General features: G+C 63.9%; 15 protein-coding genes. 7 read left to right on the forward strand and 8 right to left on the reverse strand.

The features are described from left to right. Positions 1-27 precede the first annotated feature (27 nt). The 8 genes from cfaB to KZX66_RS18690 all read right to left on the reverse strand — a co-directional run bounded on the left by cfaB (position 28) and on the right by KZX66_RS18690 (position 9,196). Entirely contained in the window at positions 28-1,212 is a 1,185-nt protein-coding gene (cfaB, locus tag KZX66_RS18655; protein WP_248081997.1) for a C17 cyclopropane fatty acid synthase CfaB, read from the reverse strand. Between the two features lie 87 nt (positions 1,213-1,299). Beyond that, positions 1,300-2,088 (reverse strand): DNA-binding domain-containing protein, encoded by a 789-nt coding sequence (locus KZX66_RS18660; RefSeq protein ID WP_248081999.1) that lies wholly within the window; start codon positions 2,086-2,088, stop codon positions 1,300-1,302. Next, positions 2,079-2,924, reverse strand: coding sequence for a DUF692 domain-containing protein (locus KZX66_RS18665; RefSeq protein ID WP_248082001.1), 846 nt, complete (start codon positions 2,922-2,924; stop codon positions 2,079-2,081). The genes KZX66_RS18660 and KZX66_RS18665 overlap by 10 nt, the downstream gene beginning before the upstream one ends. A gap of 64 nt (positions 2,925-2,988) precedes the next feature. Continuing rightward, a complete protein-coding gene (locus KZX66_RS18670) occupies positions 2,989-3,240 on the reverse strand; it encodes a hypothetical protein (RefSeq protein WP_248082002.1) in 252 nt (83 codons plus the stop codon). 117 nt (positions 3,241-3,357) lie between these two features. Next, a complete protein-coding gene (locus tag KZX66_RS18675) occupies positions 3,358-5,244 on the reverse strand; it encodes a cation-translocating P-type ATPase (RefSeq protein ID WP_248082004.1) in 1,887 nt (628 codons plus the stop codon). Next, positions 5,241-6,275 (reverse strand): protease modulator HflK, encoded by a 1,035-nt coding sequence (locus KZX66_RS18680; RefSeq protein WP_248082006.1) that lies wholly within the window; start codon positions 6,273-6,275, stop codon positions 5,241-5,243. The genes KZX66_RS18675 and KZX66_RS18680 overlap by 4 nt, the downstream gene beginning before the upstream one ends. Continuing rightward, positions 6,272-7,261, reverse strand: coding sequence for a protease modulator HflC (locus KZX66_RS18685; protein WP_248082106.1), 990 nt, complete (start codon positions 7,259-7,261; stop codon positions 6,272-6,274). Before KZX66_RS18685 ends, KZX66_RS18680 begins: the two co-directional genes overlap by 4 nt. Positions 7,262-7,270: 9 nt before the next feature. Beyond that, the gene (locus KZX66_RS18690) at positions 7,271-9,196 is read right to left on the reverse strand and encodes a protease modulator HflK (protein WP_248082007.1); all 1,926 of its coding nucleotides are present in this window, start codon (positions 9,194-9,196) and stop codon (positions 7,271-7,273) included. 185 nt (positions 9,197-9,381) lie between these two features. Here KZX66_RS18690 and KZX66_RS18695 point away from each other — a divergent pair, with 185 nt between their 5' ends. The 7 genes from KZX66_RS18695 to KZX66_RS18725 all read left to right on the forward strand — a co-directional run bounded on the left by KZX66_RS18695 (position 9,382) and on the right by KZX66_RS18725 (position 15,669). Beyond that, complete coding sequence (locus KZX66_RS18695; protein ID WP_248082009.1) at positions 9,382-9,999, forward strand: CDP-alcohol phosphatidyltransferase family protein; 618 nt, start codon at positions 9,382-9,384, stop codon at positions 9,997-9,999. A 10-nt stretch (positions 10,000-10,009) separates the two neighbouring features. Continuing rightward, positions 10,010-11,764, forward strand: a complete 1,755-nt coding sequence (locus KZX66_RS18700; protein WP_248082011.1) for a bifunctional alpha/beta hydrolase/class I SAM-dependent methyltransferase — start codon at positions 10,010-10,012, stop codon at positions 11,762-11,764. Between the two features lie 2 nt (positions 11,765-11,766). Beyond that, entirely contained in the window at positions 11,767-13,065 is a 1,299-nt protein-coding gene (locus KZX66_RS18705; protein WP_248082013.1) for a phosphatase PAP2/dual specificity phosphatase family protein, read from the forward strand. Continuing rightward, the gene (locus tag KZX66_RS18710) at positions 13,055-13,498 is read left to right on the forward strand and encodes a hypothetical protein (RefSeq protein ID WP_248082015.1); all 444 of its coding nucleotides are present in this window, start codon (positions 13,055-13,057) and stop codon (positions 13,496-13,498) included. Before KZX66_RS18705 ends, KZX66_RS18710 begins: the two co-directional genes overlap by 11 nt. A 9-nt stretch (positions 13,499-13,507) precedes the next feature. After that, positions 13,508-14,128 (forward strand): lysophospholipid acyltransferase family protein, encoded by a 621-nt coding sequence (locus tag KZX66_RS18715; RefSeq protein WP_248082017.1) that lies wholly within the window; start codon positions 13,508-13,510, stop codon positions 14,126-14,128. A gap of 1 nt (position 14,129) precedes the next feature. Continuing rightward, complete coding sequence (locus KZX66_RS18720) at positions 14,130-15,062, forward strand: phosphatidate cytidylyltransferase (RefSeq protein ID WP_248082019.1); 933 nt, start codon at positions 14,130-14,132, stop codon at positions 15,060-15,062. Positions 15,063-15,468: 406 nt separating this feature from the next. Beyond that, complete coding sequence (locus KZX66_RS18725) at positions 15,469-15,669, forward strand: DUF3077 domain-containing protein (protein WP_248082021.1); 201 nt, start codon at positions 15,469-15,471, stop codon at positions 15,667-15,669. Positions 15,670-15,678: the final 9 nt, after the last annotated feature.

Genomic DNA, 15,678 nt, shown 5'->3' on the forward strand with positions numbered 1-15,678 from the left:
TGATCTTCAGTGTGTTGCAAAACAGCCTCAGCGGTAGATGTCTTCCCGCGTCCACGGCAGTTCATGGCTGCCATCGGCATGCGGTTTCACCGCCAATATCTGGTGCAGGTTGATCCAGCCCCGCGCAAACGCGTAGGCGCAGCCCGCCAAATACAGGCGCCAGATCCGCAACGCCTGCTCCGGCACCTTCTTCGCCGCCGCTTCCAGATTGTCTTCCAGGCGCTCGCTCCAATGGTCCAGCGTACGCGCGTAATGCAGGCGCAGGCTTTCGACGTCGACCACTTCGAGCCCGACTTCGCTGATCTCGGCGGTCATCATCGCCAGGTGCGGCAGCTCGCCGTTGGGGAACACGTAACGCTCGATAAACTCGCCCGCACCACGGCCCACCGGGCGGCCATCGGTGTGCTTGGCGGTAATCCCGTGGTTCATCACCAGGCCGCCTTCACGCACGGCGCCAAACAGGGTCTGGCAGTACTGCGCCAGGTTGGCGTGGCCGACGTGTTCGAACATCCCCACGCTGACCACTTTGTCGAAACGACCGTCCTGGGGCAGGTCGCGGTAGTCGAGCAGTTGCAGGTCGACCTGGCCTTCCAGGCCCTCGGCTTTCACCCGCTCCTTCGCCAGCTCCAATTGCTCCTTGCTCAGGGTGATGCCAAATACGTTCACCCCGAATTCCCGTGCCGCGTAACGCGCCAATCCACCCCAGCCGCAGCCGACGTCCAGCAGATACTCGCCAGGCTGCAAGCGCAGCTTGCGGCACAGGTGTCGAAATTTGTCTTGTTGCGCCTGGTCGATCGACTCGCTGCCGGTTTCGAAATAACCGCAGGAGTAGGCCATGTCCTGGTCCAGCCACAGCTGGTAGAACGCGTTGGACAGGTCGTAATGGTAGGAAATCGCCGCCGCGTCGGTGGCCTTGTCGTGGATCGAACGCACCGGGCGACTGCCTTCATCGTCCTCGACCAGGGCATGACTCAACTCATCACACACCCGGATCACTTCGGTGATGGAGCCTTCCAGCTCCAGTTTGCCTTCGACGAAGGCTTCGCCCAGTGAATCGAGCGTGGGATGGGTCAGTTGCGAGACGACCGTGGGGTCCTTCACCACGATGGTCACACTGGGCTCGGGGCCCAAGTTGAATTCATGGCCGTCCCAGAGTCGTAGACGCAGCGGTAGCTGTAGATTCTGTAAGGCCGGTGGAAGTTGCGCGAGCATGAGTAGTCCCCCCTTGTTTCAGACGTCTGCTGAGAGGGTAGACCATCCCCAGACAAAGTAGGAGGCTATCGATTTGATCGCCCGCCACTATGGCGCCCGCCGCTGCAGCAAGCCCTCCTGGAGCCACTGCTTGAGCCACGTAACAGCCTGCAGTGGCGCACCCTCTGCATAAGTGACTGCCAGTTGCGCGCACAGTTCTGCGAAGGTCCAACCGGTCGTCACCATGCCGGCCATGGCGCACGCCTCGCCGGGTTCCAGGCTGCGGTAATTGCACACCTGCTGATGGCGCCAGACCAGACAGATCTGCGCCGGGTCCAGGTCCTGGCTGCCGGGGAAAGTCGACTTCGCCTTGCTCGCCCGCCAGATCGCCAGGGTGTTGAATCGGCAGAGCAATTGCTGCACCGACGGCACCAGCGTGACCTGCAAGCCGGGCCAATCCTCAGGTGGTAGCGCCGCCATGTCATCCAGGGTCAGTGGCACGCCCTCGGGAGCGTCGAACGCCAGGGTAAAAGCCCATTCCAGGCGCGCCAACTCGGCCAACGGCGCACTGTGTTGTGCCACGAAATGCTCGAGGATAAACGCCGGCAACCGCTGCCCCAGCCAGCGCAAGCTGTAGTGGGCCGACGGGTAGCGACGTATATAGGCGTCGGCCAGCGCGGCGAACGCGTCATCTCCCAGCCAGTACAGCAGCGCGCCGAAGTCATGCCGCAAGACCTCCTGCAACCGTGCCCTGTAGGCGTTGTGATAAATCGCCAGGCCGGTGTCCACGTCCAGTGTCGGTCCACCCAGCAAACTGGCGGCAAAGCGGCTGTCGGCAACCGACGTTTCGCAGAGCAGGTGCTGCTCAAAGGCCAATTGCCAATCGGTCAGGCGCATGACGTCCTCCTGGCCAGGGCACCGGCCCCCAGTTCGCGGGCCTTGTCCAACTCGGTGAGCAGCGCTTGGAACGGCGGAAAATGGTCATCGCGCTCCAGCAGCGTCGAGACCGGGCCCAAGTGCTCCAGCGTCTGCTGATACAACGCCCACACCGGGTCACACACCGGCTGGTCATGGGTATCGACCACGTAGTCGCCATAGTCCATATGCCCCGCCAGGTGCAGTTGACGGATGCTCTGGGGCGGCAGGTTGCGGATAAAGGTCCAGGCATCGAACCCATGGTTACGCGAGCTGACATACACGTTGTTCACGTCCAGCAACAACTGGCAGCCGGTAAGGTGGGTCAGGGCATTGAGGTACTCCCACTCGGTAAACTCATCTGCCCTGGCGCGCACGTAGCTGGAGACGTTTTCCAGCACCAGCGGGCGTTGCAACACATCCTGCACCTGACGAACCCGGCCGGCGACGTGATAGAGGCTTTCTTCGGTGTAAGGCAGCGGCAGCAGGTCGTGCAACTGGTGCGCATTGCCCCGGCTCCAGCACAGATGGTCGGACACCCACGCCGGCGCAATACGCTCGGCAAGCTGTTTGAGCTGTTTGAGGTAGTCCCTATCAAGGGCGTGGGGGCCGCCGATGGACAAGGACACGCCGTGCATCACCAAGGGGTAGCGCTCGGCGATCGCGTCCAGGAAGTACAAGGCTTTACCGCCCTGCACCAGATAATTTTCGGAGATCACTTCGAACCAATCCACGGCCGGCGATTGTTCGAGGATCTGCGGGTAGTACTCGCTGCGTAAACCCAGGCCGTAACCCAGACTCGGAAGGGAAGCGGACATGCCTGACTCCTGGGGAAAGTGTCCGCAGCGCCGGTGTCGCGCTGCGGTGGCACTCGTTCGCCGGTTATTCGCCGACTGTGCCGCCGGCCTTGGCGCACTCAGCCTTGGTCATCGCCTTGAAACCGTGGCCCTTGCAGACAGCCTGGCCTTTACAGGCGTTTTCAGCGGTCTTGCAGTCGTTCATGCCTTTGCAGGAGGTCACGCCGTAGCAATGCACTTGTGCGTCAGCGGCCTGTACCTGGGTGGCGACACCGGCAAACATCGTGGCAGCAGCCATCGCAAGCGCGGCACCAGCAGCAGCGGATTTAATGTTCATTGTTGTAGTCCTCATGATCGGTAGTGGCGTCGTTCTGAACGGATTGCTCAGTCTCGACACACCACTAGAGTGAGGCCTGCCCATGGCGTTACAGCCGTGAACACTTATTTTTGAAATTCAATCGTCGAGCTTCGACAGGGGCTCCTGAAAGCGCAGCAAACGCCCGGCATTGCCCAGCACCAGCAACGTACTAAGGTTGTGCAACACCGCCGCAATCATCGCCCCGGCCGCGCCCAGCCAACCGAATGCGGCGAACACCACGATCGCCAACGTCCATCCCAAACCGATGATCACGTTGACCTGCAACGTGTGCCGGCATTGGCGACTCAAGCGCACGCAAGTGCCCAGGCGACGCAGATCGCTGCCGATCAACACCACGTCCGCCGACGCCAGGGCGATATCCGCACCGCCCGCGCCCATGGCCACGCCTACCACACCGGCCTTGAGCGCCAGCGAGTCGTTGATCCCGTCGCCCACCACCATGGGCCGGAAACCGCTGGCGATTTCCCCCAGCACGCGGTTGAGCTTGTCCTCGGGCAACGCCTGGGCGTGGACATCGCTGATGCCCACGTCCCGGGCCAGGCTGTCGGCCACGCTTTGCCGGTCGCCCGTCAGCAGCAATTGGCGGCCCAGCCCCAAGTCACGCAGCGCCTGCAGGGCCTGGCGCGCTTCGGGTTTGACGCTGTCGGCCAGCAACAGCCAGGCGAGAAATTGCCCGTTCAGCGCCAGCCCGGCAATCGGGCCGTCATGGGTCGGAACCGCGCTGGTAACAATGCCCAACTGTTCGAACAACTCCGGCCGGCCCAACGCCGCTTCGCCCTGCTCGGTCTGCGCCACCACACCCAGGCCCTGGCGTTCGCGAATGTCGGTCAACGCCGGCCGCTGCTCCTGAGCAGCCAAACCAGCCAACGCGCGGCTGACCGGGTGGCTGCTGGCCGAACCCAGGCTGGCCGCCAGGTTGAGCAGCGCTTGGCGATCGCTGGACGAGGTTTCGATGGACTGCAAACGCAGGGTGCCAAAGGTCAGGGTGCCGGTCTTGTCGACCACCAGCGAGGTCAAGTCCGCCAGCTCTTCGAGGAACGCCGAGCTGCGAATCAGAATCCCGTGGCGCGCCGCCACTGCAATCCCGGCAATCGCCGTGGCCGGCGCCGACAACACCAACGCACACGGGCACGCCGCCACGAGCACGGCGAGCATCGCCTGGGCGTCATTGGTCACAAACCAGGTCACCGCCGCCAGCAGCAGCACCAGCACCATATAACTGCCCGCGTAGCGTTCCAGCAGGCGAGTGATCGGCGGCTTGGAACGCTCGGCGTTCTGCATCAGGGCAATCACTTTGCCCAGGGTCGACTCATTGCCGGTGCGCGTCACTTCAAGGCGCAGCAGACCGTCGAGGTTGATCGCCCCGCCAAACACCTGCACACCCGCACTGGCTTCCAACGGCACCGACTCACCGGTGATCGGCGCCGTGTCCAGGCTCGCCTGGCCCGACACCACCACACCATCTGCCGGCACGCGGTCACCGGCGCGCACTTCGACGATATCGCCGGGGTTCAGCGTGCCGTTGTCCACCTCGACAACGCTGCCGTCGGCCTGAACCAGGCGCGCGTGGCTGCGGGTCAGTTTGCCCAGAGCGTGAATCGCCTCCTGGGAACCGATCACGCTGCGTTCTTCCAGCACATGCCCAAAGATCATGATGATCGGCAGCAACGCGGCGGTCAGCAGATCGCCCGTCGCCCAGGCGCCAAGCATGGCCAGGGCGATCAGTTGGTCGGTGATGCCATGCAGGCTGGGAAAGCGCAGGCTGTACCACGCCGAACGCATCACCGGCACGGCCACCAACAACGACGCCACACCCAGCAGCAACTGGCTGACACCACTCTGGTCCGGCGCCAGCCAGCGCCACACCAGGCCCAACACGAGCAAGCCCAACGCCAGCATGGCCAGGGTCAATTGCCGGGCAGCGCTGCGCTGCTCGACGGAAGTCAGCATGGGTGCGCTCATTGTTCGGCTCCCTGGATGATCAAACGGGAGTCGTCTTTAGGGTCGACCGTGGTCACGGAGCCCGCCTGGCCGAGGATCTTCGGCAGGCGCTCGCGGTACAGCCGCAGCAGCAAGCCCGGGTCTTTGACCTGGGCGAGGCTGGCGACCGTGGCGGTTTGCGCCCTGGCATTGGCCAGGCGTTCGCTGGCCTGGGCGTGGGCCACCTGTACCAGGCGGTCGGCCTGTTGAGTGGCGGTCTGGGTGAGTTTTTCCGCGTCGGTGCGCGCGTTGGCCACCGCTTTGTCGGCCTGCTGGCTGGCGGTGAGTACCGCGTTGAACGCATTCACCGCCGGGCTCGGCAGGCTCGACTGCACGTCCACGCGCGTGACTTCGATGCCCAAACCGAGGCCGCTGGAGGTCAGGTCCGACAGGCGTTTGTTGATGCCCTGCACCAAGTCACCGCGCAGCCGTTCGCGGCGTTCAGCGGCGCCGTTGTCGCGGCCGATCAGCTCGGGCCGCGCCACCAGGATCGTGTCCAGGTCGCGCGCGGCCGTCAGGGCCACCGCGCTGCGCGTCACTAGGCGATCCAGGGCCGGCAAGACATGCTCGCCCTGCAACACAAAGGAATAGGGTTCGGTGACTTTGTAAAACACCCGCACATCCAGTTGCACCACCCCGGCGTCGCCCGTCAGCAGGTAGCCGGAGCCAGCCAGGGCATCGCTCAGGGGCGTGGCAAAGCTGGCCACGCGGTCGGCCTGCACCGCCGCCTCCGAGCGCAGCAGGTTCTCCACCCGACGCTCGATCACGCGGTCGGCGGCGGGCAGCAGCACCACCTGCTCGAACGGTTGCGGCCAGGCCACTAACAGCCCGGCGTTCTGGATACGGTCCAGGGCGCCAAAATGCAGGACCACGGCACGGTTTTGCGGGTCGATCTGGCGCACATTGGAAAACGCCCAGGCCAGCGCCGCCAACACCGTCACCGCGTAGAGCGCCATGAACGTCAGGCGTCCGGCCTGGATCCACGGGCTGTCCGGGCTGTCACGCTCGGTCATGGCTGGATGTCCTTGGGCCCGTCCACCAACGCACGGAACGGTGCGGCGTCGGTGCGCAGGATGATCTTGGTGCCCGGCGTCACCACCGTGCCCAACGTATCCAGCGAACGCAGCAGGTTATACAGCTGCGGGTTGCCGGCGTAGGCACGTCCGTAAATCTGCGCCGCCTCGACCCGCGATTGCGCTTCGATATCGGCCGCTTTGACCGTGGCGTCGGCCTGCACGATGCGTGCGTCGCGCTCGGCGGCCGAGCGGATCTGCGCCGCTTCGCGCTTGCCCACGGCGGTGCGTTCAGTGGCAATGGTCTCGCGCTCGGCACGCATACGGTCGACGGTGGCGGTGAGGGTCACCGAGGGCAGGGTCAGCCGCTCGATGCCCACTTGGGCCACGCGCACGCCGTAGGTCGTGAGCAATTGTTGATCGATCTGTTGACGCAATTGCGCTTCGAAATCGGCGATGCGCACCTGGCTGGCGTCGGTGTTGATCAGGCTCGACAGGTCGAAACTGGCCGCCGTGGTTTCCAGCGCCGAGCCGACAAAGGTGCGAATCTGGCGCGCCGCTTCATCCGGCTGGTTCTGCACGGCGCGCATAAAGCGCTGCACATTGTCGGCATCGCCCTGCACCTGCCACGCCACATAGGCCTGCACGATGATGCGCAGGCCATCGCGGGTGCCCACGTCCTGCAAGCCGCTGGAGGTGGTGCGCAGGCGCAGGTCCACCGGGATCGCCGCTTCGAACGGTGCCGGCCAACGCCAGCCCAGGCCCGGTTCCAGCAACACCCGCGACGGGTTGCCGAACCGCGTAATCACCGTGGCTTCACCGGAACGCACCTGCACCAGGCTCGCCGCTGCAACCGCAAACAGCACCAGCAACACAGCCCAGCCCATACGCCGCCACGGGAAGGGGCCGGCCGCGTGCGCATCGCCGTGGTGGTGATGATGGTGGTGGCCGTGATGACCGTGATCGTGAGAATGAGCGCTCAACAGACCGACTCCTTATTGAACGGCTTTACGCGGCATCGACGGATCGGCCGGCAAGGTAAAAGAACGCAGATCGATCGTCGGTGCACCGTCGGCACCCAGGCGATGATCCAGAATCAGCAATTTGGCGTGGGCCAGGCCCTGGCTCAATTGACCGAGGTATTGCTCAAGCACAAAGGCCTGGCCCGCGCTGGCGTAGGCCTTTTGTTCGGCAACAAAACGCAGGTTCGCCGCTTGGGCGCCGGCATTCACCTCACGCGCGGTGGCCATGGCCTGATCGCGGGCGGTACTGGCTTGCAGCAACGCCTGGTTGGTTTGCTCGCTGGCGGCGCCGCGCTCGCGGGAAATCAGGGCCTGGGCGCCGATCTGTGCGGCTTGTACGCCGTGGTAGGCATTGGCGGCGCCGGCCGGTGGGTGGATGGCTTCTACCACGGTGGCAAGAATCTCCACGCCACTGTCGAGTGTGTGCAGGTCGGCTTGCACCCTGCGACCAATCTCGTCAGCCAGGCTGGTGCGTTGTTCGCCAAGCAGTTCGTCGAGGGTGCGCGAGGCGAAGTCGTGCACCAGGACACGGCTGGCGGTGCTGCGGATCAGGCTCGGCACATCCGCACTGTGATAGGTGGCGGCCAGCGCGGCGTGGTCGGTCAGGCCGATGCGGTAGACGAAGCGCACGTCCATATTGACGATTTGGAAGCCCTGTTTGTCGCCGCTGCTGCTGGCGATCACCTGCGACTTGTCATTCACATGGCTGGCGTCCCACAAGCGGTTGGCGATGGCGGGCGGCGGGCCTTCGGCGGGGGCCAATTGCAGGGTGGCGGCTTCACTGACGCTGGTGGCAAGTTCATGCACCACGCCATTTTCCACTTTGATCACACGGCCCAGCGGCCACGGCAGCCCGGCGTGCAGGCCCGGCCCGAACACCTGCACCGGTTTGCCAAAGCGCTCATAAATCCCACGGCCTTGCAGGGGCACTTCGTGCACGCCGGTCAGCGCCCAGCCGACCGCCAATACCACCAGCAGCACCGGCAAAAACGCGCGGCGCATGTAGGTAAATGCCCAGATCTGACGCAGGTCGATGCCGAAGCGGTTATGCAATTCGTGCTGCAACGCCAACAAGGGTTGTGGCGGCCAACGCAGCAGCCCGGCGATGAAACTCTGCGCCATCAGGCGCGGTTCGAGCAGCGGCTGGCGGGGGCTGAACAGCGACAGCGCGGCCCTGAGCAGAAACTCCACCGCCACCAAGGCCGGCAGCACGCCCATCAGCACCGCCACACGCAATGGCCACACCGATTCGGCGCCGGCAAACAGCAGGCAAATGGCGCTGACCAGCAAGCAAGCAATCGCCACCCGGCTCAACTGCGCCAACGGCGAGGCTTCCGGCCACTGTGCAGTGGTTTCCTGGGCCAGGCGGCGTTCGAACACCAGGACACCAAAGGCCAGTGCCAAGGCCAGCGCTGCACCGATACTGGCGGATTGGCCTACAGGCGCAGCCGGCAACCTCAGGTTCCAGAATTCGATAATGCTGAACAACGCCAGCAGCGACCAACCTGCGAGCCACAGCACCGGCGTGCCAATCTGCGCCAACATGCCGCTGCCCACCCGCCCGACCAGGCGCGCATACCAGCCAGTGGCTTCAACCCGCGGCGCAAGCAACTCAACCGTCGGCGCTTCCAACGCCTGGGCACGCCAATCGGCCACCCACCACGCCGATTGCAAACCGGCCACCAGCACCAGCACTGCCGAGGCGCAGTTGATCAACACCACCGGCCAGATCGACAACGGCGCAAACAAAGCGACAAACAGCGCCAACACCCAACCGCCCACACCCAGCACCGTCAGGCCGATACCGGCCTGACGCAGCCGACGGGCATGGAACACACCCTGTTGAAAACGCGGAAGGCCTTCAACCGAAGCGCCGTCAGCTTCCAGATCCACTTGCATCGACTCAACGCCCGCGCACACACAATTAGTTACGATATAACACACGGCGTGAAATTTTTGTTCGCAGAGCACCACACCGTGACAAAACCCCCATAAACACGCGCCATCACTGGTGCAGGCCGTGATTAATCGGCACACTCCAGAGCAGTTTTTCGCGGGCTCACGGACAAGGAAGCGTCACCCCCATGATTTCGATCTATCAGCTCAAGCCGCGTTTTCAAAACCTGCTGCGCCCCCTCGTGCAGCGCCTCTACGACAATGGCACCACCGCCAACCAAATCACCGTGCTGGCGGGGGTGATTTCCCTGCTGGTGGGCCTGTTGATCGCCAGCTTTGCCCAACACCTGTGGGTGTTTGCGCTGATCCCGCTGTGGATGATCGTGCGCATGGCCCTCAACGCCATCGACGGCATGCTCGCCCGGGAGTTCGGCCAGCAGTCACGCCTGGGCGCCTACCTCAATGAACTGTGCGACGTGATCGCCGACAGCGCGCTGATCCTGCCGTTTGCGCTGATTCCCGGCGTCAGCCTGGCGCCGGTGCTGTTGGTGGCCTTGCTCGCGGTGTTCAGCGAATACGCCGGTGTGCTCGGCCCCATGGTCGGCGCTTCGCGGCGCTACGACGGGCCGATGGGCAAGAGTGATCGCGCCTTCGTGCTTGGCGTGCTGGCCACCGGCGTAGCGCTGGGCTGGCTCGGCGCCGCCTGGGTCGACACGATAATGTGGCTGGTCGCCGCCCTGCTCGCTTACACCCTGGTCAACCGCGTTCGCCAAGGCCTGAACGAAACCACCTCCCCTTCTGCATAAGGATTTTGCGATGCGCGAACAGCAAGCACACACCTTCAGTACGCATGACGGCGTCGAGCTTTTTTACCGACATTGGCCGGCCACCGTTTCGGCGAACGACGAAGCGCGCCAAGCCATCGTGCTGTTCCATCGCGGCCACGAGCATTCCGGGCGCATCGCCCACCTGGTCGATGAGCTGAACCTGCCGCAGTTCGACTTTTTCGCTTGGGACGCCCGTGGCCACGGCCAGTCCCCCGGCGCGCGCGGTGACAGCCCAAGCTTCGCCACCAGCGCCCGCGATGTGCAGACTTTCTGCGACCACATCGGCGCCGCCTACGGCATCGAAGAACAGAACCTGGCCGTCATCGCCCAAAGCGTCGGTGCGGTGATCGCCGCCACCTGGGTACACGATTACGCGCCGAAAATCCGCGCGCTGGTGCTCGCCTCGCCGGCCTTCAAGGTCAAGCTGTACGTGCCGTTCGCCCGCCCCGGCCTGGCGCTGATGCGCAAGTTTCGCGGCAATTTTTTCGTCAACAGCTACGTCAAGGCCAAGTTCCTCAGCCATGACCCGGAGCGCGTGGCCTCCTACGACAGCGACCCGTTGATCACCAAGGCGATCTCGGTGAATGTGCTGCTGGGCCTGTACGAAGCCGCCGACCGCGTGGTCGCCGATGCCCAGGCGATCCAGGTGCCGACGCAACTGTTGATCTCAGGCTCCGATTTCGTGGTGCACCGCAAACCCCAGCAGCAATTTTTTGACCGCCTCGGCAGCCTGAAAAAAGAACTGCACGTTCTTCCCGGCTTCTTCCACGACACCCTTGGCGAGCGCGACCGTGCGGTGGCCGTGAACAGCGCCCGGCGCTTTATCCTGCAAAACTTTGCGCACCCGCTGGACCGCGCCTCCTTGCTGGACGCCGACAAACTGGGTGCCACCTGCGCCGAGTCCGAGTCCCTTGCCGCGCCGCTGCCGCACAATTCCCTGCGCGACCTGTACTGGCGCATGACCCGCGCCAGCATGGGCCTGGGCAAGAACCTGTCGGCCGGCGTGAAACTGGGTTTCGACACCGGCTTCGACTCCGGCAGCACCCTGGACTACGTGTACCGCAACACCCCGACCGGCAAAGGCGCGCTTGGCCGGATGATCGACACCAACTACCTCAACTCCATCGGCTGGCGCGGCATCCGCCAACGCAAGCTGAACGTCGAAGAACTGCTGCGCCTGGCCATGGCCCAGTTACGTGCGGATGCGCGTGAAGTGCGCATCGTCGACATTGCCGCCGGCCACGGGCGTTACATCCTGGAAGCCTTGCAGGGCGTGACGCCGCTGCCGGAGTCGATCCTGCTGCGCGACTACAGCGACATCAACGTGCGCGACGGCAGTGCGCTGATCCGCGAGAAAGGCGTGGGGGACATTGCGCAATTCGTCAAAGCCGACGCGTTTGACCGCGCCGACCTGGCCGCGCTCGCGCCCAAGCCGACGCTGGCGGTGGTGTCGGGGCTGTATGAGTTGTTTGCCGATAACGGCATGGTCGGCGGTTCGCTGGCGGGCCTGGCCGAAGCCGTCGAACCCGGCGGGTACCTGGTGTATACCGGCCAGCCGTGGCACCCCCAGTTGGAGCTGATCGCCCGTGCCCTCACCAGCCATCGCCAGGGCCAAGCCTGGGTGATGCGCCGTCGCAGCCAGGCGGAAATGGATCAACTGGTGGAAGCCGCGGGTTTCCGCAAGATCACCCAGCGTGTGGATGAGTGGGGCATCTTCACCGTGTCCCTGGCGCAGAAGATCTGACCATGCGCGAACCCGGTTTATTGAAGCCCGCCGTGCTGTGGCTGCTGCTGTTGGCGCCGTTGTTTTTCGGCACCTACGGCTTCGCCACCTGGGTCACCAGTCAGCGCAGCGATGTCGGCACCCTGGTGTTCGGCTGGGAAACCCACATACCGTTCCTGGCCTGGACCATCGTGCCCTACTGGTCCATCGACCTGCTCTATGGGTTCTCGCTGTTGCTGCCCGGCACCCGGCATGAACTCAAGCGCCATGCGCTGCGCCTGCTGAGCGCCCAGTTGATCGCCGTGAGCTGCTTTCTGGTCTGGCCGCTGCGGTTCACCTTCGAGCGGCCGGAGCTCGATGGCGTGTTCGGCTGGTTGTTTGCGGTGCTGGCGGGCTTCGACAAGCCCTTCAACCAGGCGCCGTCGCTGCATATCGCACTGCTGGTGATCCTGTGGGTCATGTACCAACGGCATACCAGGGGCGTATGGCGATGGCTGGTGCATGGCTGGTTCGCGTTGATCGGCGTTTCGGTGCTGACCACTTATCAACATCACTTTGTCGACTTACCCACAGGTGCCCTCGCTGGCTGGCTGTGCGTGTGGTTGTGGCCGATGGAGCACCCGAGCCCGCTGCTCAGCGCACGGTTTACACGAGACGCCAAGCGCTGGCGGTTGGGTGTGCGCTACGGCGTCGGCGCGCTGGCGCTGGCCCTGCTGGCGTTGAGCTTGGGCGGCGGGTGGTTATGGCTGCTGTGGCCGGCGGTGTCCCTGGGCTTGATCATGGCCAATTACATCGCACTCGGTGCGGCGGGCTTTCAGAAGCGCGCCGATGGCCGGCTGACGCCCGCCGCACGCTGGCTGTATGCGCCTTATCTGGCGGGGGCATGGGTCAATTCGCGGTTGTGGACACGCACGCATCCCCAGCCGGATCGGATTGTGGATAACGTTTGGCTCGGGCGGCTTCCCACCACGAGCGAGCAGAGTGCCTTCAAGGGCATTGTCGATCTGTGTGCCGAACTGCCGATTAATCCACAGGGCCGCGAATATTGCTGCGTGCCGGTGCTGGACCTGATCGCCCCCACGCCCGCCGAATGCCTGCACGCCGCGGAGGCCATTGAGCGCCTGCGCGCAAGCGGCCCACTGCTGGTGTGCTGCGCCCTCGGCTACTCGCGCAGCGCCACCGCCGTGGCCGCCTGGCTGTTGCACAGCGGGCGCGCGGCGACGGTGGACGAGGCGCTGGCTATTATTCGTACAGCGCGGGCCGATGTGGTCCTGCATCCTGCTCATTGTGAAGCGCTGGAGGGTTTGCCCCATGCCCGCTGACATGGAACTTCAGGTGGTCGCCAGCCTGCTGCGCCGTGGTCGCTCGCTGGATCAGTTATCCACAGGCCTGACGTTACTCGGCGTGTTGTTCGGCCTCGCGCAGTTGTTGATGCCGAGCATTGCGCCGATCTGCCTGCTGCTCAGCCTGTGGATGATTATCCTCGGGCTGCTGCAAAAGTACTGGGCGCTGCGGGTGGCCTTCGACGCCGACCTGTTCGCCTTATTGGCCCGCGACATCGAGCGCACCGCAGACCTGGACCAGGCCCTGCAATCCCTCGGCCTGCAATCGCCCAAACGCGCGGGCCGGCCCTGGACCGAACGCCGTCGCGGCGCTCTTAAACTGCTGCGCAAACAAGCCCTGCTGCTGAGCGCGCAAGCGCTGCTGACCCTGGGCGTGGTCCTCGCCAGCCCTTGGCTGCCTTTCGCCGGATAAGGAATCCCCATGTTCGAACCCGTGGTTGCCACGCTGATTACCTCCATGGCCCGCACTGTCACCGGCGCCCGCAGCCTGTGGCTGGGGTGCGCGCCGGTGCCGGTGCAACGCATCTACTTTGCCAACCACAGCAGTCACGGCGACTTCGTCCTGCTGTGGGCATCGCTGCCGCAAAACCTGCGCAAGTTCACGCGCCCGGTGGCCGGCAGCGATTACTGGAACAAAAGTGCGCTGCGCCGCTACATCATCAACCGGGTGTTCAACGGCGTACTGATCGACCGCGAACGCAAAGAGCCTGTGGATAACCCGTTGCAGCCCATGCTCGCGGCGTTGGAGGGTGGCGATTCGCTGATCATCTTCCCCGAAGGCACGCGCAATCTGGAAGACGGCTTGCTGCCGTTCAAAAGCGGGCTGTATCACTTGGCAAAAAGTTACCCACAGGCCGAGTTGATCCCCGTGTGGATCGCCAACCTCAACCGTGTGATGCCCAAGGGCCGCGTATTGCCGTTGCCCTTGTTATGCACCACCAGCTTCGGCGCACCGCTGCAGTTGGAAGAAGGTGAAGACAAGGCGCTGTTCCTCGCCCGTACCCGCGACGCCCTGCTCGCCCTCGCCCCGGAGCATTTCTGACATGGATAGCCAAACCCTGATGTTGTTCGGCGGGATCGGCGCGATCCTGGTACTGGCCTCGCTGATCGGCCTGATCCTCAAACTGCGCACCCGTGGCACGCCGAATGCGGTGATCGACAACCTCAACGCGCGCATCAACGCCTGGTGGGTCATGGTGGTGGTGATCGGCATTGCGTTCTGGCTCGGCACCGGTGCGGTGATCCTGCTGTTCTACGCGGTGTCGTTCTACGCCCTGCGTGAATTTCTCACCCTCACGCCAACCCGCCGCAGCGACTACCCGGCGCTGGTGGCCGCGTTCTACCTGGCCTTGCCGCTGCAATACGTGCTGATCTATGCCGACTGGTACGGGCTGTTCTCGATCTTTATCCCGGTGTACGTGTTCCTGCTGCTGCCGATCCTCGCCTCACTGGGCGGCGACAGTACGCACTTCCTCGAGCGCGCTTCCAAGGTGCAATGGGGCTTGATGATCGCGGTGTTCTGCGTGTCGTTCGTCCCCGCGCTGCTGACCCTGGACATCCCCGGCTACGAAGGCCGCAACCTGCTGCTCATCGCCTACCTGGTGATCGTGGTGCAGCTGTCGGACGTGTTGCAGTACGTGTGCGGCAAACTGTTCGGCAAACACAAGATCGCGCCCAACCTGTCGCCGTCGAAAACCGTGGAAGGCTTTGTCGGCGGGATCTTGCTGTCATCGCTGATCGGCGCGGCGCTGTGGTGGACCACACCGTTCAACCCGTGGCAGTCGTTTTTGATTGCGCTGTTGATCAACCTGCTGGGGTTTGCCGGTGGCATTGTAATGTCGGCGATCAAGCGCGACCGGGGCGTGAAGGACTGGGGGCACATGATCGAAGGGCACGGCGGCATGCTGGATCGGCTGGATTCGGTGTGTTTTGCGGCACCGATTTTCTTTCATCTGGTGCGGTACTGGTGGACCTGACCCACACCGCCCCAAAACCCAATGAAGCGAGTCAGTAACAGCCTATGCCTTGGTGCTGAGGCAAAGTCTGAAACTACCGCTCCTACATCCCGCGTCCCTTTCTTTCGCAGGACATTTCCGAGAGAATCCCAGCCGCTTGTGCCCTGCCTTTTCGATGGCTAGTCTGCGTTCGTCACTGCCAATTCAGTGACCGGGTTTAGCAGCTCGAACGTTGAACATTGGGCGCACAAGCGCCATCGCAAGCCTGGCGTTTTTTTTTCGCCAACGCTTTATGGTGGCTGTGCGCAGGGCACCTTCGGGTGCGCCGGATTCCCAATGTTCCGGCCTGCTAACCTGCGTACAGCTGCCACCCATTGTTTAGCAGCGATGGCTGTCAGCTCCAATTACCGACATTGGAGTTACCGCAATGAGCAAAGTGAAACCCGGTCCACCCCAGCCCTTTTTCATCCCCCACCCCGACATCAGCTTCGAAGACGCACTGGTCTACGCCTCAGACCTGCTCCACTGTGCCGAACAGTTGCGCGACTCACCCAAGGCCGCCGGACACCTCATGGAAATGGCCAAAGTGATGGTGGATCGTTCACTGGAATGCATGGGCGCTCACTAACCCCGCCAA

The sequence above is a fragment of the Pseudomonas sp. EYE_354 genome, from assembly GCF_023148575.1.
In the GTDB taxonomy this organism is placed as follows: domain Bacteria; phylum Pseudomonadota; class Gammaproteobacteria; order Pseudomonadales; family Pseudomonadaceae; genus Aquipseudomonas.

What these genes read in the sequence shown, in the direction of transcription:
- KZX66_RS18715 (WP_248082017.1), top strand. Translation starts at nt 13,508, where the DNA reads ATGTTCGAACCCGTGGTTGCCACGCTGATTACCTCCATGGCCCGCACT.
- KZX66_RS18675 (WP_248082004.1), bottom strand. Translation starts at nt 5,244, where the DNA reads ATGAGCGCACCCATGCTGACTTCCGTCGAGCAGCGCAGCGCTGCCCGG.
- KZX66_RS18690 (WP_248082007.1), bottom strand. Translation starts at nt 9,196, where the DNA reads ATGCAAGTGGATCTGGAAGCTGACGGCGCTTCGGTTGAAGGCCTTCCG.
- KZX66_RS18695 (WP_248082009.1), top strand. Translation starts at nt 9,382, where the DNA reads ATGATTTCGATCTATCAGCTCAAGCCGCGTTTTCAAAACCTGCTGCGC.
- KZX66_RS18670 (WP_248082002.1), bottom strand. Translation starts at nt 3,240, where the DNA reads ATGAACATTAAATCCGCTGCTGCTGGTGCCGCGCTTGCGATGGCTGCT.
- KZX66_RS18710 (WP_248082015.1), top strand. Translation starts at nt 13,055, where the DNA reads ATGCCCGCTGACATGGAACTTCAGGTGGTCGCCAGCCTGCTGCGCCGT.
- cfaB (WP_248081997.1), bottom strand. Translation starts at nt 1,212, where the DNA reads ATGCTCGCGCAACTTCCACCGGCCTTACAGAATCTACAGCTACCGCTG.
- KZX66_RS18705 (WP_248082013.1), top strand. Translation starts at nt 11,767, where the DNA reads ATGCGCGAACCCGGTTTATTGAAGCCCGCCGTGCTGTGGCTGCTGCTG.
- KZX66_RS18720 (WP_248082019.1), top strand. Translation starts at nt 14,130, where the DNA reads ATGGATAGCCAAACCCTGATGTTGTTCGGCGGGATCGGCGCGATCCTG.
- KZX66_RS18660 (WP_248081999.1), bottom strand. Translation starts at nt 2,088, where the DNA reads ATGCGCCTGACCGATTGGCAATTGGCCTTTGAGCAGCACCTGCTCTGC.
- KZX66_RS18665 (WP_248082001.1), bottom strand. Translation starts at nt 2,924, where the DNA reads ATGTCCGCTTCCCTTCCGAGTCTGGGTTACGGCCTGGGTTTACGCAGC.
- KZX66_RS18680 (WP_248082006.1), bottom strand. Translation starts at nt 6,275, where the DNA reads ATGACCGAGCGTGACAGCCCGGACAGCCCGTGGATCCAGGCCGGACGC.
- KZX66_RS18700 (WP_248082011.1), top strand. Translation starts at nt 10,010, where the DNA reads ATGCGCGAACAGCAAGCACACACCTTCAGTACGCATGACGGCGTCGAG.
- KZX66_RS18725 (WP_248082021.1), top strand. Translation starts at nt 15,469, where the DNA reads ATGAGCAAAGTGAAACCCGGTCCACCCCAGCCCTTTTTCATCCCCCAC.